Annotated in this window: 20 protein-coding genes, 1 tRNA gene and 1 pseudogene; 10 read left to right on the forward strand and 12 right to left on the reverse strand. The window is 69.7% G+C overall.

Annotation, left to right across the window (positions count from 1 at the left end; genetic code table 11):
• Nucleotide 1: 1 nt before the first annotated feature.
• The 7 genes from DJ017_RS14655 to DJ017_RS14685 all read right to left on the reverse strand — a co-directional run bounded on the left by DJ017_RS14655 (nt 2) and on the right by DJ017_RS14685 (nt 10,389).
• Entirely contained in the window at nt 2-1,765 is a 1,764-nt protein-coding gene (locus DJ017_RS14655; RefSeq protein WP_111529410.1) for a class I adenylate-forming enzyme family protein, read from the reverse strand.
• 116 nt (nt 1,766-1,881) lie between these two features.
• Nucleotides 1,882-3,411: a S10 family peptidase gene (locus DJ017_RS14660; RefSeq protein WP_111529411.1), complete on the reverse strand. Its 1,530-nt coding sequence runs from the start codon at nt 3,409-3,411 to the stop codon at nt 1,882-1,884.
• 143 nt (nt 3,412-3,554) lie between these two features.
• The gene (gene yghU, locus DJ017_RS14665; protein WP_111529412.1) at nt 3,555-4,430 is read right to left on the reverse strand and encodes a glutathione-dependent disulfide-bond oxidoreductase; all 876 of its coding nucleotides are present in this window, start codon (nt 4,428-4,430) and stop codon (nt 3,555-3,557) included.
• Nucleotides 4,431-4,564: 134 nt separating this feature from the next.
• Nucleotides 4,565-7,228, reverse strand: coding sequence for a valine--tRNA ligase (locus DJ017_RS14670; RefSeq protein WP_111529413.1), 2,664 nt, complete (start codon nt 7,226-7,228; stop codon nt 4,565-4,567).
• 204 nt (nt 7,229-7,432) lie between these two features.
• The gene (locus tag DJ017_RS14675; RefSeq protein ID WP_111529414.1) at nt 7,433-8,023 is read right to left on the reverse strand and encodes a DUF2497 domain-containing protein; all 591 of its coding nucleotides are present in this window, start codon (nt 8,021-8,023) and stop codon (nt 7,433-7,435) included.
• Between the two features lie 148 nt (nt 8,024-8,171).
• Nucleotides 8,172-9,698, reverse strand: coding sequence for a TolC family outer membrane protein (locus DJ017_RS14680; RefSeq protein WP_111529415.1), 1,527 nt, complete (start codon nt 9,696-9,698; stop codon nt 8,172-8,174).
• 121 nt (nt 9,699-9,819) lie between these two features.
• The gene (locus DJ017_RS14685) at nt 9,820-10,389 is read right to left on the reverse strand and encodes a protein-L-isoaspartate O-methyltransferase family protein (protein WP_111529416.1); all 570 of its coding nucleotides are present in this window, start codon (nt 10,387-10,389) and stop codon (nt 9,820-9,822) included.
• Between the two features lie 201 nt (nt 10,390-10,590).
• Here DJ017_RS14685 and DJ017_RS14690 point away from each other — a divergent pair.
• From DJ017_RS14690 to DJ017_RS14715, 7 genes are all read left to right on the forward strand, one after another.
• A tRNA-Cys gene (locus tag DJ017_RS14690) sits at nt 10,591-10,664 on the forward strand.
• 107 nt (nt 10,665-10,771) lie between these two features.
• Complete coding sequence (locus tag DJ017_RS14695; protein WP_165830639.1) at nt 10,772-11,758, forward strand: MDR/zinc-dependent alcohol dehydrogenase-like family protein; 987 nt, start codon at nt 10,772-10,774, stop codon at nt 11,756-11,758.
• Nucleotides 11,755-12,777 carry a Gfo/Idh/MocA family protein gene (locus DJ017_RS14700; RefSeq protein WP_111529417.1) on the forward strand — a complete coding sequence of 341 codons (1,023 nt, stop codon included), beginning with the start codon at nt 11,755-11,757 and terminating at the stop codon, nt 12,775-12,777. Before DJ017_RS14695 ends, DJ017_RS14700 begins: the two co-directional genes overlap by 4 nt.
• The gene (locus DJ017_RS14705) at nt 12,774-13,379 is read left to right on the forward strand and encodes a flavodoxin family protein (RefSeq protein WP_111529418.1); all 606 of its coding nucleotides are present in this window, start codon (nt 12,774-12,776) and stop codon (nt 13,377-13,379) included. Before DJ017_RS14700 ends, DJ017_RS14705 begins: the two co-directional genes overlap by 4 nt.
• Nucleotides 13,380-13,456: 77 nt before the next feature.
• Entirely contained in the window at nt 13,457-13,657 is a 201-nt protein-coding gene (locus tag DJ017_RS14710) for an RNA-binding protein (protein WP_111529419.1), read from the forward strand.
• Between the two features lie 22 nt (nt 13,658-13,679).
• The gene (locus tag DJ017_RS20965) at nt 13,680-13,808 is read left to right on the forward strand and encodes a hypothetical protein (protein ID WP_264371497.1); all 129 of its coding nucleotides are present in this window, start codon (nt 13,680-13,682) and stop codon (nt 13,806-13,808) included.
• A 66-nt stretch (nt 13,809-13,874) separates the two neighbouring features.
• Nucleotides 13,875-15,314 carry a cryptochrome/photolyase family protein gene (locus DJ017_RS14715; protein ID WP_111529420.1) on the forward strand — a complete coding sequence of 480 codons (1,440 nt, stop codon included), beginning with the start codon at nt 13,875-13,877 and terminating at the stop codon, nt 15,312-15,314.
• Nucleotides 15,315-15,318: 4 nt separating this feature from the next.
• Here DJ017_RS14715 and DJ017_RS14720 read toward each other — a convergent pair whose 3' ends face one another.
• Nucleotides 15,319-17,367: a prolyl oligopeptidase family serine peptidase gene (locus DJ017_RS14720; protein WP_227000225.1), complete on the reverse strand. Its 2,049-nt coding sequence runs from the start codon at nt 17,365-17,367 to the stop codon at nt 15,319-15,321.
• 173 nt (nt 17,368-17,540) lie between these two features.
• Here DJ017_RS14720 and DJ017_RS14725 point away from each other — a divergent pair, with 173 nt between their 5' ends.
• Complete coding sequence (locus DJ017_RS14725; RefSeq protein ID WP_111530124.1) at nt 17,541-17,960, forward strand: CBS domain-containing protein; 420 nt, start codon at nt 17,541-17,543, stop codon at nt 17,958-17,960.
• Here DJ017_RS14725 and DJ017_RS20435 read toward each other — a convergent pair.
• Complete coding sequence (locus tag DJ017_RS20435) at nt 17,957-18,115, reverse strand: hypothetical protein (protein WP_165830640.1); 159 nt, start codon at nt 18,113-18,115, stop codon at nt 17,957-17,959. The two genes, DJ017_RS14725 and DJ017_RS20435, sit on opposite strands and share 4 nt — an antisense overlap.
• A gap of 37 nt (nt 18,116-18,152) precedes the next feature.
• On the reverse strand, nt 18,153-19,142 hold the full coding sequence (locus DJ017_RS14730; RefSeq protein ID WP_111529422.1) for a helix-turn-helix transcriptional regulator: 990 nt from the start codon (nt 19,140-19,142) through the stop codon (nt 18,153-18,155).
• 75 nt (nt 19,143-19,217) lie between these two features.
• Here DJ017_RS14730 and DJ017_RS14735 point away from each other — a divergent pair, with 75 nt between their 5' ends.
• Nucleotides 19,218-19,505 carry a hypothetical protein gene (locus tag DJ017_RS14735; RefSeq protein WP_111529423.1) on the forward strand — a complete coding sequence of 96 codons (288 nt, stop codon included), beginning with the start codon at nt 19,218-19,220 and terminating at the stop codon, nt 19,503-19,505.
• Nucleotides 19,506-19,632: 127 nt separating this feature from the next.
• Here DJ017_RS14735 and DJ017_RS14740 read toward each other — a convergent pair whose 3' ends face one another.
• Together DJ017_RS14740 and DJ017_RS14745 are read right to left on the reverse strand one after the other, a co-directional pair.
• The gene (locus DJ017_RS14740; RefSeq protein ID WP_111529424.1) at nt 19,633-19,989 is read right to left on the reverse strand and encodes a DUF6285 domain-containing protein; all 357 of its coding nucleotides are present in this window, start codon (nt 19,987-19,989) and stop codon (nt 19,633-19,635) included.
• Nucleotides 19,986-20,981, reverse strand: a complete 996-nt coding sequence (locus DJ017_RS14745) for a phosphotransferase family protein (RefSeq protein ID WP_111529425.1) — start codon at nt 20,979-20,981, stop codon at nt 19,986-19,988. The genes DJ017_RS14740 and DJ017_RS14745 overlap by 4 nt, the downstream gene beginning before the upstream one ends.
• Nucleotides 20,982-21,104: 123 nt before the next feature.
• Between DJ017_RS14745 and DJ017_RS14750 the strand changes: the two are divergent.
• Nucleotides 21,105-22,388: pseudogene (locus DJ017_RS14750) on the forward strand (acyl-CoA dehydrogenase family protein); the annotation flags it as partial.
• Between the last annotated feature and the right edge of the window lie 60 nt (nt 22,389-22,448).

The raw sequence follows: 22,448 nt of genomic DNA on the forward strand, positions 1-22,448 counted from the left end.
GTCAGGCCGAAGCCTGCTCCTCGACGAACAGCTTCTTGAGCTCGTTCTTGAGGATCTTGCCGTTGGGATTGCGCGGCAGGGTCTCGTGCCAGAACACCACCTTGATCGGCACCTTGAAGGCGGCCAGCCGCTCGGCGACGAAGCCGCGCAGCTCGTCCTCGCTGGCCTCCGCGCCGGGCTTCAGGGTGACGACGGCGGCCGGCTCCTCGCCGAGCGTGCGATGCGGCACGCCGACGATTGCGGCGTCCATCACGGCCGGGTGGTCGTAGAGGACGTTCTCCACCTCGACGCAGTAGATGTTCTCGCCGCCGCGGATCAGCATGTCCTTGGCCCGGTCGATGATGAAGCAGAAGCCTTCCTCGTCGAGGCGCGCGAGATCGCCGGTGCGCACCCAGCCGTCGACGAAGGTCTGAGCCGTGGCCTCCGGCTTATTCCAGTAGCCCTTGCAGTTCATCGGCCCGAAGGACCAGAGCTCGCCCACCTGGCCGGCCGGCAGGACCGTCTTGCCGTCGACCGGGTCGCGGATCTCGAGCTTGGCGACCGCGGCGGCCGGGCCGCAGCTATCCGGCCGGTTGATGTAGTCCTCGGCCCCGTTAGAGGTGACGGTGGCGCAGGTCTCGGTCATGCCCCAGCCCTGGCCGGGCTGGGAGTTCGGGAAGGTCTCACGCAGGCGCCGCACCAGCTCCGGGGCCGACGGCGCGCCGCCGTAGGCCACGCTCTCCAGCGACGAGAGGTCGTAGTTGGCGCGGGCCGGATGCTCGATGAGCTGCCAGGCGATGGTCGGCACGCCGCCGGCGGACTGGATCTTCTCCCGCTCGATCAGCTCGAAGGCGCGGATCACGTCCCACTTGTACATCATGACCAGCTTGGCCCCGGCGAAGGTCGAGGCATTGAGCACCGCCATGCAGCCGGTGACGTGGAAGAACGGCACCGAGATCAGGGACGAGCGCTGCGGCGCGTTGGGATCGGGCGCGGGCGGGGCCTCGCCGCGGCGCAGGAAGCTGCGCGCGCCGGCGGCGGCGGCGGTGATGATGTTGCAGTTCACCGCCCGCTGGGTGGCGAGCGCGCCCTTCGGGCGGCCCGTGGTCCCGGAGGTGTAGAAGATGGTGGCGTCGTCCTCGGGGTCGATCTCGACCGGCGGCAGGGCGACGTCGGGCAGGCTCTTCCAGGCGTTGGCTTCGCCCAGCACGTCCTCGAGCTTGGTGACGAGCGGGTGGGCGATCTCCTCGGCGGTCTCGCGCGAGACGTAGACGCGGACGAGGTCGGGGCAGTTGTGCAGGTGCTCGGCGATACGCTCGTAGCGCTCGGCGTCGACGACGGCGACCTTGGCGCCGGAGTCGGTCAGGCCGTACTCCAGCTCCGGCCCGGTCCACCAGGCGTTCAGCGGCGTGACCACCGCGCCCAGCGAGGCGGCGGCGTAGAAGCCCACCACCCATTCGGGCAGGTTGCGCATGATGACCGCAACCCGGTCGCCCTTCCTGACGCCCTGCTCGGCCATGGCGTGCGCGAGCTTGGAGACGGCGCGGTAGAAGGCCTCGAAGCTGACCCGCTCGTCCTCGTAGACGAGGAAAATCCTGTCGCCGTGCGTCCGGGCGGTCTCGACCACGGCGCGCAGCGACGGCGGCTGGTTCTTCCAGACCTTGGTCCGCACGCCCCGGATCTCGCGCTCCTCGACCTCGGCCGGCGAACCGGGCTGGGTGATCAGGGCGTGGGCCTGGGCGATCGACATCGCGGGCCAGCCAGGGGGAAGCGCGGAATCGGTCATGGGGGCGTTCTCCTACTGGCGGCGCAGGTCTTGGCGCCCGCGCCGCGTCGTAGGTGAACAAGCATAACCTAGCGTCAGACGCAAACGGCCGTTTGGCGGCGCCTGCGCCGTAGCGGTCACCTCGCGCCGTAGAGATTCATGACGTCGCGGCGGAAGGCCGACTGGCTGTCGGGGCGGCTGTAGAACATGTGGCCGCCCGGATAGATCGAGATCTTCACCCGCCCCGGATCGCCCATCTGCGGCATCTGGTCGACGATCAGCTGCGAGGCGAAGAAGGGGCAGGAAAGGTCGTCGTAGCCGTGGACGATCAGCACCTTCATCTTCGGGTCGGCGGCCACCGCCTGGCGCAGGTCCGAGACGCTCTCGACCTGGGTGAACCAGTTCTTCTCCCAGGCCTGGTTCACGGCGTTGGAGAGGGCGTTGTAGCGGCCCTCGACCTTCCAGCCGACCGTGCGGGTGGTGAAGTCGACCATGGCCGAGGTGGTCGGGGCGATGATGGCGTCGAGGATCGGGTCGCCGGCGCGCTGCTGCTGCGACCAGGGGTACGGGTCCCAGGTCGTGACGTTGCTGTCGTAGACGGAGGCAAGCTTGCCCTCCTTGCGATAGAGCTCTCGCAGGAACGTGCCGGTGTCGACGCGGCCGCCCATGTGCTGCACCAGGGCGGGGTCGAGGCCGGTGTAGCGAGTGACGTGGTCGACCACGCGGTCCACCGCGGCGGGGTCCTTGCGGCCGGCCAGGAGATCCACGGCGAAGTCGGTGCGGGCGTAATGTTCGACCTCGGCCAGGGTCTGGCCGTTGAGCGGCTTGCCCTGGCGCTCGTAGTTGGCCGCGGCCATGGACGGCAGGGCGACGATGTAGGGCAGCGGCGAGATGTCCTCGAAGGCCTGGGTGCGGGCGTCCAGGAACGGGGAGACCATCACGACGCCTGACGGACCGACGCCCAGCTCGGACTGCAGGTAGTGGGCGATGGCGGGGGCGCGGTAGCCGCCGTAGCTCTCGCCGACCACGTACTTGGGCGAGGCCATGCGGCCGTTCTTCACCAGCCAGTCGAAAACGATCCGCGACAGGTAGGCGACATCCTCCTTGACCTGGAAGAAGTGCTTCTTGGTCTCCTCCTGGTCGACCAGCGAACGGGAGTAGCCGGTGCCGACCGGATCGATGAAGACGAGGTCGGTGAAATCGAGCCAGGTGCCGGCGTTGTCGATCAGCCGGACCGGATCGGAGGCTGAATCGCCCTGGGCGCCGAACTGGATCCGCTTCGGCCCGATGGCGCCCATGTTGAGATAGACGCTGGCCGCGCCCGGGCCGCCGTTGAAGGCGAAGGTCACGGGCCGGGCCGGATCGCGCGGGCCATCGACGGTGTAGGCGGTGAAGACCACCTCGGCGATCTTCTTGCCCTTCTCATCCCGCACCGGCAGCGAGCCGACGGTGGCGGTGTAGTTCACCGTCTTGCCGGCGATGTGGATCACCTGCTTGACGCTGGCGTCGGCCGGGAACGGCGGGAAGTCGATCTTGTCCTTGTCGCCGCCCTTGTCCTTGGCGGCGTCGGCCTTGGCCGGCTCGTCGGCGGCGAAGGCGGCGCTCGTCGCGCTGAAGCCCACGCACAGGGCCAGGACGGCCGCGGCCGCCGTCATCGTCTTACGCATGCTAAGGATTCCCCCTCTGGTCGCCGCAGGATGGCCAAGAACGGCGCAGCCGCAAGCGAAACCGCAGATAGATTTCGCGGGTCTGCGGCGATGGAGGGGAAGAACCTTCCTTTCCCGCGGACGTGAAAGGAAGGCGGTGCGCCCTAGGCCTTCTCTTCGACCTTGTCGAAGTCGCTGGCGTCGTGACGTTCCTTGATGCCGTTGCCTTCGGCGCGGTTGACGCGGCGCCCGCGCTGCACGGCGGGGCGGTGGCCGACGGCCTCGGTCCAGCGCTGGACATTCTTGTAGGACCCCACGTCGAGGAACTCGCCCGCCCCGTAGACCAGTCCCTTGGCCAGCGCGCCGTACCAGGGCCAGGTGGCCATGTCGGCGATGGTGTACTCATCGCCCGCCAGGTACTCGGCCTCGCCGAGGCGCCGATCCAGCACGTCCATCTGGCGCTTCACCTCCATGGCGTAGCGGTCGATGGCGTATTCGATCTTGAACGGGGCGTAGGCGTAGAAGTGGCCGAAGCCGCCACCAAGGAACGGTGCGGAGCCGACCTGCCAGAAGAGCCAGGACAGGGTCTCAGCGCGCTTCTCCGGATCGGCGGGCAGGAAGGCGCCGAACTTCTCGGCCAGGTGCATCAGGATCGCGCCGGACTCGAAGAGCCGGATCGGCTTGGGGCCTGACCGGTCCATCAGGGCCGGGATCTTGGAATTGGGGTTCACGTCGACGAAGCCGGACGAGAACTGGTCGCCGGAGCCGATGTTGATCAGCCAGGCGTCGTACTCCGCGCCCTTGTGGCCCAGTTCGAGGAGCTCCTCGAACATGATGGTCACCTTGATGCCGTTGGGCGTGCCCAGCGAATAGAGCTGGAAGGGATGCTTGCCGACAGGCAGGTCCTTCTCGTGAGTAGGGCCGGCGATCGGGCGGTTGATGTTGGCGAACCGCCCGCCGTTCTCCTTGTTCCAGGACCAGACCTTGGGCGGGACGTACTCGCTGAGCTGCTGGCCAGCGGGTTTGGCGGCGTCGGTCATTCGGCGGACTTTCTTGATATGCGTGGAGCGGCCCAGGGCTTGGCATATTGGCGCCCTCGGCGCGCGCCGCAATGTCGCAGCCGCACGGCATAGCTTCAGGGCATGGGGCGAGCCCCTCCCCGTCCACGCCGGGGCTAGGCCGCCCCGAGCCTCGCCAACGCCCCTTCCAGCTTGGCCTTGGCCGCTTCGGCGTCGGCGAGGCGCTCGCGGTTCTCCTCGACCACCTCCTCGGGCGCGCGCGCCACGAAGTCGGGATTGCCGAGCTTCTTGCCGAGTTTGTCGATCTCAGAACCGAGGCCGGCGACTTCCTTGGCCAGGCGCGTCCGCTCGGCGGCGAGGTCGATGAACTCGGCCACCGGCAGCGCCAGCGTCGCGCCCTTCACCACATAGGGGATGGCCCCGACGGGCGCGGCGTCCTCGAAGCGGACCTCGGCGACGCGGAGAAGCTGGCCGATCAGAGGCGCGGCGGCCTCGAGCACCTTGCGCTGCTCGGCCGAGGCTTCGATCACCAGCAGCGGCGGGCGGGCCGAAGGCGGCACGTTGAGCTCGGCGCGGACCGAGCGCCCCTCGGAGATCGCCTCGACGATCAGCTCGATCTCGGCGTCGGCGGCCGCATCGACCAGGCTCGCCGACAGCTGCGGCCAGGGGGCGGTCAACAGGAAGCCCGTGTGCGCGCGCGCGGCCCCGAGGTCGGCCGTCTGCGCCCACAGTTCCTCGGTGAGGAACGGCATGATCGGGTGCAACAGGACGAGGATCTGGTCGAGCACCCAGGCCGCCGTGGCTTGCGTCTCGGCCTTGGCCGCGGCGTCGGCGCCATTCAGGATCGGCTTGGAGAGCTCGACGTACCAGTCGCAGAAGGTGTTCCAGATGAAGCGGTAGAGGGTGTTGGCCGCCTCGTCGAAGCCGCAGTCGGTGAGCGCTTCGGTCACCGCCCCCGCCGTCCGCACCGTCTCGCCGACGATCCAGCGATTGAGCGTGCCCTTCACCTGGGATGGGTCGAAGGCCTCGGCGCGGGCGCAGCCGTTCATCTGGCAGAAGCGTGTGGCGTTCCACAGCTTGGTGCCGAAATTGCGATAACCTTCAATGCGCTGCCGCGAGAGCTTGATGTCGCGCGCCGCACCGCTCATGGCCGTCAGGGTGAAGCGCAGGGCATCGGCCCCGAACTCGTCCACCAGCTCCAGCGGGTCCATGACGTTGCCCTTGGACTTGGACATCTTGGCGCCCGAGGCGTCGCGGACCAGGGCGTTGATGAAGACCCGCTTGAACGGGACCTCGCCCATGAAGTGAATGCCCTGCATCATCATCCGGGCGACCCAGAAAAAGATGATGTCGAAGCCGGTGATCAGGGTGTGGGTCGGATAGAAGCGGCGGACGTCCTCGCTCTTTTCGGGCCAACCGAGGGTAGAGAACGGCCACAGGGCGGAGGAGAACCAGGTGTCGAGGACGTCCTCGTCCTGCTTCAGGTCGGTCGGCCGGCCGTAGTGCTCCTCGGCCTGACGCCTGGCCTCGGCCTCGGTCTCCTCGACGAACACCTTGCCGTCCGGTCCGAACCAGGCGGGAATGCGGTGACCCCACCAGAGCTGGCGCGAGATGCACCAGGGCTGGATGTTCCGCATCCACTCGAAATAGGTCTTCTCCCAGTGCTTGGGCACGAAGACGGTGTCGCCCGTTTCCACCGCGGCGATGGCCGGCTTGGCCAGCACCTCGGCGGCGACGTACCATTGGTCGGTCAGATAGGGCTCGACCACGACGCCGGAGCGGTCGCCGTGCGGCACCATGTGGCGGGTCTTCTCGATGCCGCGCAGCAGCCCGAGCGCCTCGAACTGCTCCACCACCTTCTTGCGCGCCGCGAAGCGGTCGAGGCCTCGGTATTCGGCCGGCGCGTTGTCGTTGATCCGCCCGAAGTCATCGAGGACGTTGATCATCGGCAGGTTGTGGCGCTTGCCCACGGCGAAGTCGTTGAAGTCGTGGGCCGGCGTGATCTTCACCGCGCCCGAGCCCTTCTCCGGATCGGCGTAGTCGTCGGCGATGATCGGCACAGGGCGATTGACGATGGGCAGGCGCACGGCCTTGCCGATCAGGCCCTTGTACCGGTCGTCCGACGGATGGACCGCGACCGCCGTATCGCCCAGCATGGTCTCTGGGCGTGTCGTGGCGACGACGATCTCGCCGGAGCCGTCCTCCAGCGGATAGGCGAAATGCCAGTAGTGGCCGTCCACCTCGCGCTGCTCGACCTCGAGGTCGGAGATGGCGGTCTGGAAGTGCGGGTCCCAGTTCACCAGCCGCTTGTCGCGGTAGATGAGCTTTTGCTTGTAGAGGGTGACGAACACCTTGCGGACGGCGGCCGAGAGGCCCTCGTCCAGGGTGAAGCGCTCCCGGCTCCAGTCGCACGAGGCGCCCAGCCGGCGGAGCTGGTTGACGATCGTCCCGCCGGACTTGGCCTTCCACTCCCAGACCTTGTCGACGAAGGCGTCGCGCCCGAGGTCGCGGCGACCGATGTTGCCCTCGGCGGCGAGCTGGCGTTCGACCACCATCTGAGTGGCGATGCCGGCATGGTCGGTGCCCGGCAGCCACAAGGCCGCCTTGCCGCGCATCCGCTCGAAGCGGATCAGCACATCTTGCAGGGTGTTGTTCAGCGCGTGGCCGATGTGCAGCGAGCCGGTGACGTTCGGCGGCGGGATGACGATCGAGAACGGCTCGGCGTTCGGGTCGTTCGTCGGCGCGAACGCGCCGGAGGCTTCCCAGGCGGCGTACAGGCGCGGCTCGGCGGTCTTGGGATCGAAGGTCTTTTCAAGCATGGGGCGTCTTTGAGGCTGGCGGGCTGCATACATGCCCGCGCCATCAGGGGGAAGCATCCCTCCTCTTCGGAGGAGGATGGACCGGGCGTAGCCCGGACCGGGTGGGGGCGCGAGGATCAGGCCCGGCGCACGTCGCTCGAGCGAAACTCCCCCCGTCCGGGCCGCCGGCGCGGCCTTCCCTCCCCCGAGGAGGAGGGCCGGGGGTTAGCGTACTCGGCTGCGGGCGATGCGCTCGACCTCGGCCTGGACGGCCTCCTGGACGATGGCCGGCAGGTGGTCGTCGAGCCATTGCTGGAGCAGCGGGCGCAGGAGCTCGCGCACGACGTCTTCCAGAGTGCGGCCCTCGGCGGGCATGGCGACGGTCTCGGCGAGCTTGCCGAAGGCGTTGGCCGCCGCCGCGGCGGCGGTCGCGCTGACGAGGCTGGGCGCAGGCGCCTCGGGCGCGGCCGCGACAGGCGCGGGGGCAGGCTCGGGCGCGGCCATCGGCGGCGGGGCGGCGGGGGCGGGCTCGGGTTCGGCCGGCGAATAGACGTCGAGGTCGCCGTGGGTTTCGACCCGATCGGTCAACTCCAGCGCGTCATCGTCTTCCTCGGGCTCCGGCTCCGGCTCGGCGACCGCCAGGACAGGCTCCGGCTCGGGCATGGCCGCTTCCGGCTCCGGCTCGGGCGCGGGCTCCTCGACGGGGGGCGCAGCTTCCTTGGCCGCCCCTTCCGGAGCCTCATCCTCGGAGATGATCCGCCGGATGGAGGCCAGGATCTCCTCCATCGTCGGTTCCTGGGAGGTCTGTTCTGCCATGCGCCTTCCGCCGAAAAGACGAGAATCCGTCGCTGCCCAGCCTAGGCGGGGTTCGGCCATCCTGCAATTTCCCGGCGGCCGGACGCCACCGTGAAATTCGCCCGTGGGGCGAAACCCACCGGACGAGGACGCGCCGAGAGCGGGCCGACTACTTCTTCGGCGCGGGCGCAGCCGGCGGCGGCTGCAGGCCCGGCGGGATCGGCTTTTCCTGCGGCATGGGCCTGGCCATGGGGATCGGCGGCACGGCGACCGCGCGGTCGACGATGGCGATGCCCTCTTCCCACGGCACCCAGCCCAGCGAGATGCGCAAGCGTCGGAAGTTGTGGGCCGCGTCGTACTGCGGCGTAGTCGGCACCAGATCCTTGCCCTCGAGCCGGCCCATAGCCAGCAGCAGGTTGGCTGCCGAGACATACTCGTCGTGGCGCGCCGAGACGAGGCTTAGCTGGGCGTTCCGCAGTTCGACGTCGGCGTTCAGCACGTCGAGGGTGGTGCGCAGGCCGACCTGCTGCTCCTGGCGGGTGCCCTCGGCGGCGATCTCGGCGGCGCGCACCTGCTGGGTGTTGGAAGTGATGTTCGCGCGCGAGGCGATCAGGGTGTTCCAGTACTGGGTCACCTGCTGCAGCACCGAGCGGCGCTGGCCCTCGATGGTGATCCGGTCGGCGTTGTTGCGCTCGATGGCCTGGCGGATGCGCGAGGAGGTCAGGCCGCCGTTGAACAGCGGCAGGGTGACGCCGAGCGTCGTCGTCACGTCCTTCTGGTAAAGGTCGCGAGCAATCGGATCGATGCCGGTCGAGCCGTTGAAGGTCAGGGTGCTCTGCAGGTCGACGCGCGGCATGCGCTCGGCGCGGGCGCCGGCGACGCGGGCGCGGCTGGCCTGCTCCGCGAACTGCTGGGCGCGGAGCTGCGGGTTGAATTTCTCGGCGACCGAGAAGGCCTCGTCCGGGTCGGCCGGCAGCAGGTACGCCAGCGACGGCTCCGGCTCGAGCGTGCCGGGGTTCTGGCCGACGACGGTGGCGTAGGCGGCGCGGCTGACGGCGAGCTGGGCCTGGGAGCTCTGAAGCTGCGCCTGGGCGGCGGCGAGGCGCGCCTCTGACTGGGCCACGTCGGTGCGGGTGATCTCACCCACGTCGAAGCGCGCACGGCTCTCTTCGAGCTGGCGCTGAAGGACGCCGAGGTCCTCCTGGCGGATGTTGAGGGCCTCCTGGTCGCGGCGGACGTCCTCGTAGGCCTGGATCACGGCCTGCAGCACCTGGGACTCGACCCGGCGCAGGTTCTCGCGGCCCTGAAGCACGTCGGCCTGCGCGGCCGAGACGGCCGCGGCGGTGCGCCCACCGGTCCACACCGGCTGGCTGAAGGACAGCCGAGCGCCGCTCGTGTTGCCCTGGGAGATCGAAGGTGTCCGGATCCCGCCGCCGATGGCCCGCGGCGTGCGGACGTCGTCCCAGCTCACCGAGGCGCTGGCGGTGATCGTCGGGCGCCAGCCCGAACGGGCCTGGACCCAGTTCTCGTCGAGCGCGCGTTGCGTGGCGCGCTGGGCCTGAAGCGTGGGGTTGGTCTGATAGGCGAGCGCGATGGCGTCCGAGAGGGTCTCGCTCCAGGCGGGCGCAGCGGCTGCGCTCAGGCCGGCGACGCCCAGTCCGGCCGCCAGCAACCGTCCGCGAAGGCTCTTCGACATTCCAAATCCCCGGTGAGACGAGAAAGACGTATGCCCTATATGCCGAGCCATGAGGCGAAGACTAGGGGGCGTTCGCTTAAGCTTTTTTCATGTCCAGATTTCGGCGTTGTTTCATGTCAAATCAGAAAGCAAAGCCGTGCTGGATTTCAAGGCCGGCAAGAACCGCGGGCGTAGCGTCGAAAAGCTCGCGACGGCCGACGCCGTCCTCCGCCTTCACGTAGACGCAGGCCTTGCCCACCGGGCCGTCCCGCTCGATCACGCCCAGCCGGCCGCCGAGCGCCAGGGCGTTGAGCCACGAGGCCGGCGCCTTGCCCACCGCGCCTTCCACCAGGATGACGTCGAACGGACCGGCCGGAACCGCCCTCAGGTCATCGCCGTCGCAGCGGGTGACGGCGAGGCCGAGCTGCTCGAGAACCGCAGCGGCGTAGGGCGCGGCGATCGCCAGCGCCGTCTCGCCCGGCATCGGGCGGACCACCTGCAGCAGCTTGGCCACGTCGCGCGGCTTGAGAAGGACGCGGCCTGGCGCGTGCTCCACCTCGATGTCGGCATAGGCGAGGTAGGCCTTGCCCGCCGGCACGAAGCTCTCGCGCGGCAGGACGCGCATGGCGTCATGGATGCGCACATCGGTGACATCCTGGGTGCGCACCTGGCTCTCGACCATGTTCTCACGGGCGGCGGCGTAGTCGGCCATCGGGAATCCTCTTGAACGCGAGTCGTGAACCTTCGGGGCCGCGAGCGGGCGTGCGGCTTATAGCGCGCCGGAGAGGCAAGGCAATCGGACGCCTCGTCTACTGGCCAGAGTCTGTTGGCAAGAGTCGTTGCCGCAGACGTTCGCTTCTGTTAGCGATCCGCCCCTCTCCCGGGCGCCCCCTCTGGCGCGGCGCCCGCGAACGGCCTGATGGCGGAGTGGTTACGCAGCGGACTGCAAATCCGTGCACGCCGGTTCGATTCCGGCTCAGGCCTCCACACTTTCCAATCAATTCCACCTCTCCCGCCTGTGGCCCCGCCGCCCGGGAACAAAGCTTCGCCTGAGCGACTTCATCATCTTCGAAGCCGACTTGGGGGATGACCGCATGAGCGTGGCCGTGGCCGCTGGCCAGAAGATGCGGGCCGCCGTCCTGGCGGGGCCCGGCCAGATTCGCCTGGAAGAGGTGACCCGGCCCGAGCCGGGGCCGGGCCAGGTGCGCCTGAAGCTGGAAGGCTGCGGGGTCTGCGCCTCGAACCTGACCCCCTGGGCCGGGCCCGAGTGGATGGAGTTCCCGACCAAGCCCGGCGCACTCGGCCATGAAGGGTGGGGTGTTGTGGACGCGGTCGGCGAGGGCGTCAGCGGGCTGAAGGTCGACGACCGGGTGGCCGCCCTCTCCTACGCCGCCTACGCCGAATACGACCTAGCCGAGGAGAGCGCCTGCGTGCGGCTGCCGGCGAGCCTGGCTGGCGAGCCCTTCCCGGGCGAGCCGCTCGGCTGCGCCATGAACATCTTCCGCCGCGCCGAGATCCGGCCCGGCCAAACCGTCGCCGTGGTCGGCGTCGGGTTCCTGGGCGCCCTCCTGACGCGGCTCGCCAAGGACGCCGGGGCGAGGATCATCGCGGTCTCGCGCCGGCCCTTCTCCCTCGACGTCGCCGCGCGGATGGGCGCCGACGAGCTCGTCGCCATGGACGATCACTGGAAGATCATCGAGACGGTGAAGGACCTGACCGAGGGCCGCTTCTGCGAGCGCGTGATCGAGGCGGTCGGCAAGCAATGGCCGCTGGACCTCGCCGGCGAACTGACCGGCGAGCGCGGCCGGCTGGTGATTGCCGGCTACCACCAGGACGGGGCGCGACAGGTCAACATGCAGCTCTGGAACTGGCGCGGCCTGGACGTGATCAACGCCCACGAGCGCGATCCCGAGCTCTACATGCAGGGCATTCGCGAGGCGGTGGCGGCAGTTGCCGCCGGCCGGCTCGACCCCTCCAGCCTCTACACGCACGTCTACCCGCTCGAGGAGCTGGACGCGGCGCTCGACGCCACCCGAGACCGGCCAGACGGCTTTCTCAAGGCCCTGGTCACCTACCCATGAGCGAGACCCTGGCGCCGGCGGCGGCCGGAACCGAGACGAAGCCTCGGCTCGGCTTCCTTGGAGTCGGCTGGATCGGCCGCCACCGCATGGAGGCGATCCTGGCCGAAGGCGCCTGCCAGGCCGCGGCGGTGGCGGACGCCTCGCCCGAGATGTGCGCCGAGGCGCTGAAGCTGGCGCCGCAAGCCCAGCTCGCCGGCTCGCTGGACGACCTGCTGGCCGCCGGTGTCGACGGCGTGGTCATCGCCACCCCCAGCGCCCTGCACGCCGAGCAGGCGATCGCCGCCCTCGAGGCCGGCGCAGCGGTCTTCTGCCAGAAGCCGCTCGGCCGCACGGCTGCGGAGGCGAAGGCGGTGGTGGACGCTGCGCGCCGGGCCGACCGGCTGCTGTGCGTCGACCTCTCCTACCGCTTCACCGAGGGCATGCGCGCGATCCGCGAGATCGTGGAGGCCGGCGGCCTTGGGCGCGTCTATGCCGTCGACCTCGTGTTCCACAACGCCTACGGCCCGGACAAGCCATGGTTCTATGACCCGGCGCTCTCGGGTGGCGGCTGCGTCATGGATCTGGGCGTCCACCTGGTGGACCTGACGCTCTGGACCCTCGGCTTCCCGGCGGTCACCGACGTGCAGGCCCAGTTGCTGGCGGGCGGCGAGCCGCTCTCTGCGCGGCCCGACCGGGTGGAGGACTATGCGAGCGCCCTCCTCCAACTGGAGGGCGGGACCTCCGTCCGGCTTGCCTGTTCCTGGCGGCTGCACGCCGGGCGCGACGCGGAGATTTCGGCAGCCTTCTACGGCACGGACGGCGGCGCGGCCCTGCGCAATGTCGGCGGCTCGTTTTACGACTTCACGGCCGAGCGCTACCACGGCACCGCGAGCAAGACCCTCGCGTCCCCGCCCGACGCCTGGGGCGGTCGTGCGGCGGCCGACTGGGCGCGCCGCCTCGCCGCCGGTGAAGGCTTCGATCCCGCGGCCGAGCGGCTGGTCGAGGTGGCTCGAACCCTGGACAGGATCTACGGACGATGAAGGCGCTGATCCTCAACTGCACCCTCAAGGCCTCGCCGGAAACCTCGAACACCGAAGCGCTCGCCCGGGTGCTGATGGGCGAATGGGCCAAGGACGGCATCGATTGCGAGCTCGTCCGGCTCGTCGACCTCGACATCAAGCCTGGAGTGAAGTCGGACGAGGGGGACGGCGACGCTTGGCCGGGGGTTCGCGCCAAGATCGCGGCCTGCGACATCCTGGTGATCGCCACCCCTACCTGGCTCGGCCAGATGTCCAGCGTCGCCAAGCGGGCGCTGGAGCGGATGGACGCCTTCTTCAGCGAGATGGACGACCAGGGCCACACCCTCGCGATGGGCAAGGTCGCCGGCGTCGTGGTGACCGGCAACGAAGACGGGGCGCACCACATCGTCGGCACCGTCAGCCAGGCGCTCATCGACGTGGGCTTCACGGTGCCTGGCCAATCGTGGACCTATTGGCACCTGGGGCCCGGCCCCGGTCCGGATTACACGGAGACCGCGCAGGCCCACGACTACTCGGACAAGGTCGGCCGCAACGCCGCCCGCAACCTCGCCTGGGCGGCCCGCGCCCTGGCCGCATCGCCGGCGCCGCGCCAGGAAGCCTGAGCGCCGGAAGTCACATCTGGTTAACCGTGATGTGGTGATGCTCAAGGCCCCTTCGTGGGAAAGCCAGTTCCGAGTCGATGATCCTCAATCCGTTCAAGCTGAAGGCCGGCCTCGCCCTTTCCGAAGAGGCCGATGACCTGGAGGCCCGCTTCGGGCCGGCCGGCGCCGTTCGTCACGTGCGCGACCAGATCGCCCTGTCGCGCCGCAGCGCCCGCCAGCACCTCTATCGGCTGCACGACGAGATCGTCCGCCGTCACCCTTCAGTCTCGCCGGCGTAAGTTGCCGATGTCCCCCCGCCGCATGGATCGGGCCCAACGGATGCGCGCTCAGCGCCTCTGGTGGGAACGCAACGGCGCGTTCTTCCGCGGTTTCCTGGTGGGCGTGGCGGTCACGACGGTGGTGGCCTGGCTGATCGTGCGGTTCGTCTAGCCGAGGCTGATCCGAACGCCGGGCGCGAGCGTATCCGGCTGACAGCAGCTTCGAGAGACCCCTTACGTGACCGTCCTGGTGTGGTTTCGGCGCGACCTGCGGCTGGCCGACAATCCGGCCCTGGCCCAGGCGATCGCGACCGGCGAACCGATCCTGCCCTTGTATGTATTGGACGACGAGGACGCCGGATGCTGGGCGCCCGGCGCCGCCTCGCGGTGGTGGCTGCACGGCTCCCTGACGGCTCTTGACGCCGACCTGAAGGCGCGCTCGGGCGGACGCGGCCTCGCCCTTCGCCGCGGGTCGGCCGAACGGGTTGTCGGCGATCTGGCCCGAACCGCGGGCGTCAGCGCGGTTCTCTGGAACCGGTGCTACGAGCCCTGGGCCGTCGCCCGCGACGCACGGCTGATGATGTCGCTGCGCCAGAGCGGAATCGCCGCGATCTCGTTCAACGGCTCGCTGCTGACCGAGCCGGGACACTTCCTGAACCGCCAGGGCGAGCCCTATCGCGTATTCACGCCCTTCTGGCGGGCCCTGCGCGCCCAGGCCGAGCCGGTGGGCGCCTCGCGGCCGCCGGAGCGGATCGACATCGCGGGCGCGCCGAGCGAGCGGCTGGCGGACTGGGATCTCCTGCCGACCCGCCCCGATTGGGCGGGCGGACTGCGCGAAACCTGGACGCCGGGCGAGGCCGGCGCGCGGGCCCGGCTCAAGGCGTTCCTCGCGGGCGCGGTCTTCGAGTATGGCGACATGCGCAATCGCCCCGATCGGTCCGGAACCTCGCGGCTCTCCCCTCACCTGCACTTCGGCGAGATCAGCCCCTGGGCGGTCTGGCGGGCCGTGACGACGGCGGGAATGGCCAGGACGGGCGAGCCGTTCTCGGCGGGCGTCGACACCTTCCTGTCGGAGCTCGCGTGGCGTGAGTTCAGCGCCCATCTGCTGTTCCACTTCCCGGACCTGCCGACGAAGGCGCTGAAGCCGGAGTATGACCGGGTCGGCTGGCGACACGACCGTGCCGGCCTGGAGGCCTGGCGGCGCGGTAGGACCGGCTATCCGATCGTCGACGCCGGCATGCGCGAGCTGTGGGCGACCGGCTGGATGCACAACCGGGTGCGGATGATCGTCGCCTCCCTCCTCATCAAGGACCTGCTCATCGACTGGCGCGAGGGCGAGGCCTGGTTCTGGGACACCCTGGTGGACGCCGATCTCGCGAACAATGCGGCCAGCTGGCAGTGGGTGGCCGGGTCCGGCGCCGACGCCTCGCCCTGGTTCCGCATCTTCAATCCAGTGACTCAGGGCGAGACCTTCGACCCGGACGGCGACTACGTGAGGCGCTGGATCCCCGAGCTGGCGAAGCTGCCGACGCGGGCCATCCACGCGCCCTGGACCGCGGGCGCGGCGGACCTGGCCGCCGCCGGCGTGCGCCTCGGCGACACCTACCCCCGGCCGATTGTCGACCATGCCGAGGCGCGGCGCCGGACCCTCGACGCCTACGCCGTGACCAAGGCCTGAGCCGTCAGTCCATCAGCTGTTGCGACAGGTAGGTGTATTCCAGCGCCAGTCGCAGGGCGGTCTCGTTGAGGTTGGCCGCCGCGGCGTGTCCGCCCTCCATGTTCTCGTAATAGAGATAGTCGTAGCCGAGCGCCTTCAAGCGCGCGGCGGCCTTGCGGGCATGGGCCGGATGGACCCGGTCGTCCTTGGTCGAGGTCTCGATATAGACCCGCGGATAGGGCTGGCCAGCCTTGAGGTTCTGCAGCGGCGAATAGCCCTCGATGACCCTGCGCTCCTCGGGATTGGCCGGGTCGCCATACTCGCCGACCCACGAGGCTCCGGCGCCGATGCGCGTGTAGTTGATCATGTCAAACAGCGGCACCTGGATGACCACGGCGCGATAGAGCTCCGGGCGCTTGGTGAGGGCCACGCCCATCAACAGGCCGCCGTTGGAGCCGCCCATGATGCCGAGACGCCGCGGGCTGGTGATCTCCCGGTGGATGAGGTCCTGGCTGACCGCGAAGAAGTCGTCATAGACCCGCATGCGGTTGAGCTTCAGGCCGGCGTTGTGCCAGCGCGGCCCGAACTCGCCACCGCCGCGAATGTTGGCGACCACATAGACCCCGCCCCGCTCCAGCCAGAGCTTCCCGACGGTGGCGGCGTAGGCCGGCGTCATCGAGACCTGGAAGCCGCCGTAGGCGTAGAGCAGCGTCGGCGCCTGGCCGTCGAGCTTCAGGTCCTTGGGCCGGACGACGAAATACGGGACCTTCGTACCGTCCTTCGACGTGGCCCAGTGCTGCTCCACCACATCCTTCGAAGCGTCGAAGCGCGCGGGCAGGCTCTTGAGCTTGACCGGCTCGCCGCCCGTCGCGTCCGCCAGCCACTGGGTGGACGGGGAGAGGAAGCCGGTCACCGACAGGATCAGCCGGTTGTCGTGCTCCGAAGCCGAGGCGATGTGGATCGAGGAATCCTTCGGCAGGTCGAGGCGCGTGGCGGTCCAGCCCGTCTCGCCCGGCGCGAAGGAGAGGACCTGGCCCTTTACATTGTCATAGAGGGCGACCACCAGCCGGTCGCGCGTCGAGGCCACCTGCTCCACGGACTGGCTCGGCGTGGGGCGAAGGACGAGCGAGGGCTTGGGATGAGCCGGGTCGGCCTGGAGGGCCACAAGATCAAGGCTCAGCAGGTCGCCCTCCTGGAAGCCGGCCTCCGGCCAGTCCTGCTCCAGCGTCAGGATCACCCGGCCCGCCACATAGGCCTGCACGGTGGAGCGGGTCGGCAGGCCGGTCTTCACCGCGCCGCCATCCGTGAGGATCAGGTGCTCGGTGTTGAAGAAGTCGAGGGCGCGCTCGATCAGGACGGCGCGCGCGGTCCCGTCGGGGTCGCGCAGCACAACGGGCGAGACGGCGACGTCCTTGACCTGGCCGCGATAGACCTCGCGGGCGGCGTCCAGCGGCTCGCCGCGCTTGAGCAGCTTCACGACATAGGGATAGCCGCTCTCGGTGACCTCGCCCTTGCTCCACTCGGTGGCGACGACGAGCGTGTCGCGATCCACCCAGTCGACGTTCGGCTTGGCCTCGGGCAGCTGGAAGCCGCCGTCCACGAAGCGGCGCTCGACGGCGTCGAACTCGCGCACCACCGCCGCGTCCTTGCCGCCGTTGGAGAGCCGGATCAGGCAGTAGCGGTCGTCGGGCGCGAGGCAGGTGGCGCCGCCGAACACCCAGGTCACGCCCTCCGCCTTGGCCAGGGCGTCGACGTCGAGCAGGGTGCGCCACTCTGGCGCGGCGCTCCGGTAGCTCTCCGGCGAAATGGTGCGCCAGAGCCCCTGGACGTGGTCCTGGTCCTGCCAGAAGTCGCGCAGCGCCCCGTCGCCGGCGAAGGCGACGTTGGGGATGCGATCCTTCGCGGTGACGATCTTGAGCGCCTCGTCGTGCAAGGCCGCGTAGCGCGGGTCGGACTGCAGGCGCGGCAAGGAGGCGGCGTTCTCCGCCTTGGCCCAGGCGATCGCCTCGGCGCCCTCGATCTCCTCCAGGGCGGCGTCGCTGGGCGTGCGGGAAGGCTGGGACGCCGCGGCCATGAGGAAGACTCCCGCGAGGATGATGGCGATGGAACGCATGAGGCCCGATTGACGCTGGTTCGGGGGCGAAGCTCAAGGCCGGAGGCGATGGCCCGGCGGGATTGATCCGCGTCAAGGTGGACATCCCCCGCCGGTCCAGCCTCGCGGCGGATCAGACCGAAAAGGAGCCAGCCATGAAGGTCAAGGACGCCATGCATCCGGGCGTCATCTGCGTGGAGCCGGACACCCCGATCCGCGACGTGGCGCGCACGATGAAACAGGAAGACGTGGGGGCGATCCCGGTGAAGTCGGACGGCGAGCTCGTCGGCATGATCACCGACCGCGACCTCGCCTGCCGGGCGCTGTGCGACGGCCTAGATGTCGCGACTCTCAGGGCCCGCGACGTGATGACCAGGGGCGCGATCTGCTGCCTGGCGGGCGACGACATCTCGGACGCCCTCGGCGTGATGGAAGGCCAGAAGATCCGCCGCCTGCCGGTCATGGACCGCGACGGAGCCCTGGTCGGCATGCTGAGCCTCGGCGACATCTCGCGCGGGGTCAGCGACAAGGTCTCGGGCGAAGTCCTGAAATCGGTGACGGCGCACCACCGCTAGGCGCCGCGCGCCTCGCGCCAGATGGCGAGCGCCAGCTTCGGGCGGACCAGGAACAGGCCGGTCCAGACCGCCAGGGCGGCGGCGCGGCGAAGCGCGTTGCGGCGCGGGCGGACGTCGAGTTCGAAGACGGCGGCGTAGTCGCAGGCGATGGTCATGGGGCTCTCCTCGTTCACGGGACGAGGCGTATCGGCCCTATGCGTCAGATCCGGACGTATGCGCCTTGCGGGCCAGCTCGATCTGCTCGACGAGCGTGTCCTTCAGGACCTGCGGCGCCACCACCTGCACCTGGTCGCCCCAGGTGAAGAGGTGCCAGGCGAGTTCCCGCATGCCCGACGCGCGGAAGCGGACGATCACCGACCCGTCCGTCTGCTGCTCGAGGCTCTGGTCGGAATGGAAGCGCCAGCGCAACGCCCCCTCCGCCGAGGCCGGCAGGATGCGGAGCACCACGTCCTGGGTGTCGTCCTGATAGATGCCGAAGCTCTCGTCGGCGTAGTCCTGCAGCGAGAAGGCAGGATCGCGGCGCGCAGGCCTGTCCGTGACGTCCGGGTCCTTGATCCGGTCGAGGCGCCAGTTGCGTGGCTTGCCCTCGCCCTCGGCCGCGACCAGGTAGTTCGCCCGGCCGAACAGGATGCCGTAGGGCGCGACCTCGCGCACCCGCCCCGGCTGGGAGCCGCCCTCGTAGCGGAACGTGAGCGTGGCCGCCGCCTTCAGGGCCTCGCGCACGGCCGAGAGGACCGTCTCGTCCTCGAACGGCCTCGGACCGGCCTGCACCGCGATGGTCTCGGCCTGGAGCAGCGCCTCCAGATCGGGCGCCAGGCGGCGCCGCGCCGCGGCGCGGGTCGCGGACAGCACCTTCTGCTCCAGGGATTTCAGAGCCTGGGCGCGCGCCGAGGCGCCCTGGGCCGCGAAGGTCTCGGCCGCGGTGGCGAGGGCCGCCAGCTCCTCGGCCGTCGGCGCCTGGAAGAGCCCGTCGAGCCCGGCCGGGATGCGGAAGCGCCGGGTCGGCGGATCCTCCACCTCCTCCATCTGCGGGAAGACCTCGCGGACGGCGTCGCGCATGCGCTCGGCGGTGCGGCGGCCGACGCCCAGCCGCTGCGCGATCTCATCGAGGGTGAGGCCCTCGGCCGTGCTGGCGAGCATCCGCGCCAGCTCCAGCAGGCGGCCGGCCTTTTCGTGCCTCATCTAAGGTACGTCCGATTCTGTCGCGCCAGCCGATCAAACCCTAGCCATCGACATCCCGCAACGGAGTTCGGACCGATGGCTTCCTACCGTCCCTTCCGCCCCGCCTACCGCCGCCCCGCCCGCGCCCTGCCGCAGCTGGAGCGCCCGGCTCTTCCCGCCGCCGTGGTCGACGCGGTGCTGCGCTTCCACGACGAGGAGCAGGACCAGGGCGCCGGCCGCACCCTGCTTCGGCTGTCGCAACGCCGCCTGAGGGACAAGGAGATCCGCGCGGCCCTCGGCGAGCTGACCGCGCGCGCCGCCAACGTCTCGATCCTGTGGAACGAGCGCGAGGGCGAGATCATCCGGGTGCTGGAGGCGGCGTGATCGGCGATGCTCCCCTTGAGGGGGAGCTGTCGCGAAGCGACTAAGGCGTTGAGAGGCAGGGCCTTTGATGTTCGTGGACTTCAACCCCCTCCGGCCCTCCGGGCCACCTCCCCCTGGAGGGGAGGATCTATAGTCCTTCGTGCTTGTAGCTCGGCTGGTCGATGGCGAGCTGGTCCAGGACGTTGGCGCGCAGGGCGGGCAGCAGTCCCGGCGTCTGGGCGTTCATCTCGCCGGCGCGCAGCTTCTCGCAGAGCTCCCAGTTCAGCGCCTCGAATGTGCCGCCGTGGCCGAGGATCGGCTCCAGGCGCTGGACGGCGGCGGCCTTGGCCTCGTCGCCCAGCTTCAGCTCGCGCGCGACGGCGGCGATGGCGTTGGCGGCGACGCGGGCCAGGAACTGGTTGCGCGGGTCGAGCTGGGGCCGGATCTCGTCGATCCAGCGGCCGACGGCCTCGGCCAGTTCCTCGGGCTTCGGGTGGGTGATCACAGGCCCGCCTCCAGGATGTTGACGAGGTCGATCTCGGTCTCGGAGACGCGGCGGCCGATCATCGGCCGCTCCACCGAGTTCGTCGCCCCGCTCTGCCAGCTCATGTACATGGTCAGGCACATAACGCCCCACTTCAGGCTGCCCAGCGCCTGCCAGAAACGCACGCGCTCCAGGGGGATGGGCACACCGCCGGCGGCCTCGTAGCCGGCCAGCAGGTCCTCGTACTCGCCGAAGCCGCCGACCGGTCGGTCGGGGCGGCCGAACCGCCAGGAGTTGACGCAGATCCAGCCCAGGTCCTCGGCCGGATCGCCGATGTGGCAGAGCTCCCAGTCGAGAACGGCGGCGAGCCCCTTCTCCGGGTCGATCATCAGGTTCCCGTTCCGGAAGTCGCCGTGCAGCAGCACCGGCGCGCGCGGCGCGGGGACGTGGTCGCGAAGGTGACGGAAGGCGAGCTCGAGCACCGGCCGCTCGGCCCCGGAGACACGGTAGATCTCCTCGTACCGATCGAGCTCGACGGCGGCGTCGGCGAACTTCAGCCCGGCCTCGGCGGGCGGCTCGACGCTGTGGATCCTGGCCAGCACCTCGCCGCACTGGCGGGCGAGCAGCGGACGCACGCCGTCGAAGCGGGCGTCGGTGTTGATCTTGCGCCCGAGTGTCTCGCCGGCCACCCGGCGGGTGACGTGGGCCTCGCCGAGGCCGTCCTGTTCATCGCACAGGTGGACGAGCGGCGGAGCCGGGGCGTCTTTGGCCCGGACGGCGCGGATCAGGGCCGCCTCGGCCGCCAGGCTCGTGGAGCGCGAGGTCTCCGCATCGTAGGGCCCCGAGCGGCGCCGCAGGATCATCTCCTCGCGGCCCTTCGGCCCCTCGATGGCGAAGGCCCAGGTCTCCATGCTGGCGCCGCCGGACAGGCGCTGGGCCTCCACCGCGCGCGCACCCTCCCCGGAGAGGCGGACCGCGAGCTTCTGGAGCGCGGCTGGGACGTCCACGGTCATGACCGTACGGAACCTTCAGGCTGGTTTATCCTGGGGCCGATCTGGGGGGCGCCGGCCCCGCTTGTAAACCACTCACGCAAGGTCAGAGCCGCGCACAAAAGCGGCCCCGTAAGGAAACGAACCATGGATTTCGAACTGCCGCCCCACCTCGTCGAGTACCTGGCCGAGCTGGACCGTTTCATCGAGGCGGAGATCAAGCCGCTCGAGCAGCAGGACGACAACATCCGCTTCTTCGACCACCGGCGCGAATACGAGCGCACCGACTGGGAAAAGGGCGGCCTGCCCAAGAAGGAATGGGAGGAGCTGCTGGCCGAGGCCCGTCGCCGCGCCGACGCGGCCGGGCACCTGCGCTACGGCTGGCCGACCGAACTCGGCGGCAAGGGCGGCAGCCAGCTCGACCTGGCGGTGATCCGCGAGCACCTGGCGGCCAAAGGCCTGGGCCTGCACAACGACCTGCAGAACGAGCACTCGATCGTCGGCAACAACCCCTTCATCCTGCTGTTCAAGGAGTTCGCGACCAACTCCCAGTATGAGCGCTACGCGGACCAGCTGCTCTCCGGGAAGCTCCGGACCGGCTTCGGCCTGACCGAGCCCTATCACGGCTCCGACGCCACCTTCATGGAGACCACCGCCGTCCGCCAGGACAAGGACGGCCAGCCCGGCTGGCTGATCCGCGGCGAAAAGATGTGGACCACGGGCATGCACGTGGCGACGCACATCATGGTCTTTGCCCGCACCAGCGGGAAGGACGGCGACGCCAGCGGCATCACCTGCTTCATCGTGCCGGCCGAGACGCCCGGGGTGAAGGTGGAGGAGTACCTCTGGACCTTCAACATGCCCACGGACCACCCGCGCGTGAGCCTGACGGAGGTCTGGGTGCCCGAGGACGCCTACTGGGGCGAGATCGGCAACGGCCTGGCCATCGGCCAGAGCTTCGTCCACCAGAACCGCATCCGCCAGGCCGCCTCCTCGCTGGGCGCGGCGGTCTACTGCATCAACGAGAGCGTGAAGTACGCCCGGATGCGCAAGCCGTTCGGCAAGGCCCTGGCCGAGAACCAGGCGATCCAGTGGCCGCTGGTGGAGCTCGCCACCCAGGCCGAGATGCTCCGCCTGCTGATCCGCAAGACCGCCTGGGAGATGGACCGCATGGACCACAAGGAGATCGAGCGGACGATCTCGGACAAGGTCTCCATGTGCAACTACTGGGGCAACCGGCTCGTCTGCGAAGCGGCGGACCGGGCCATGCAGGTGCACGGCGGCATCGGCTATTCGCGTCACAAGCCCTTCGAGCACATCTACCGCCACCACCGCCGCTACCGGATCACCGAGGGCTCGGAGGAGATCCAGATGCGCAAGGTGGCCGCCTATCTGTTCGGCTACCTCGGGCCTCGCCGTAAGGAGATGGCGGGCCTGACCTGGGACGACGTCGATTACCGCAAGTCCGACCGCCCGACCGACGCCGAGCGC

This window comes from Phenylobacterium soli, from assembly GCF_003254475.1.
Taxonomy (GTDB): Bacteria; Pseudomonadota; Alphaproteobacteria; order Caulobacterales; family Caulobacteraceae; genus Phenylobacterium; species Phenylobacterium soli.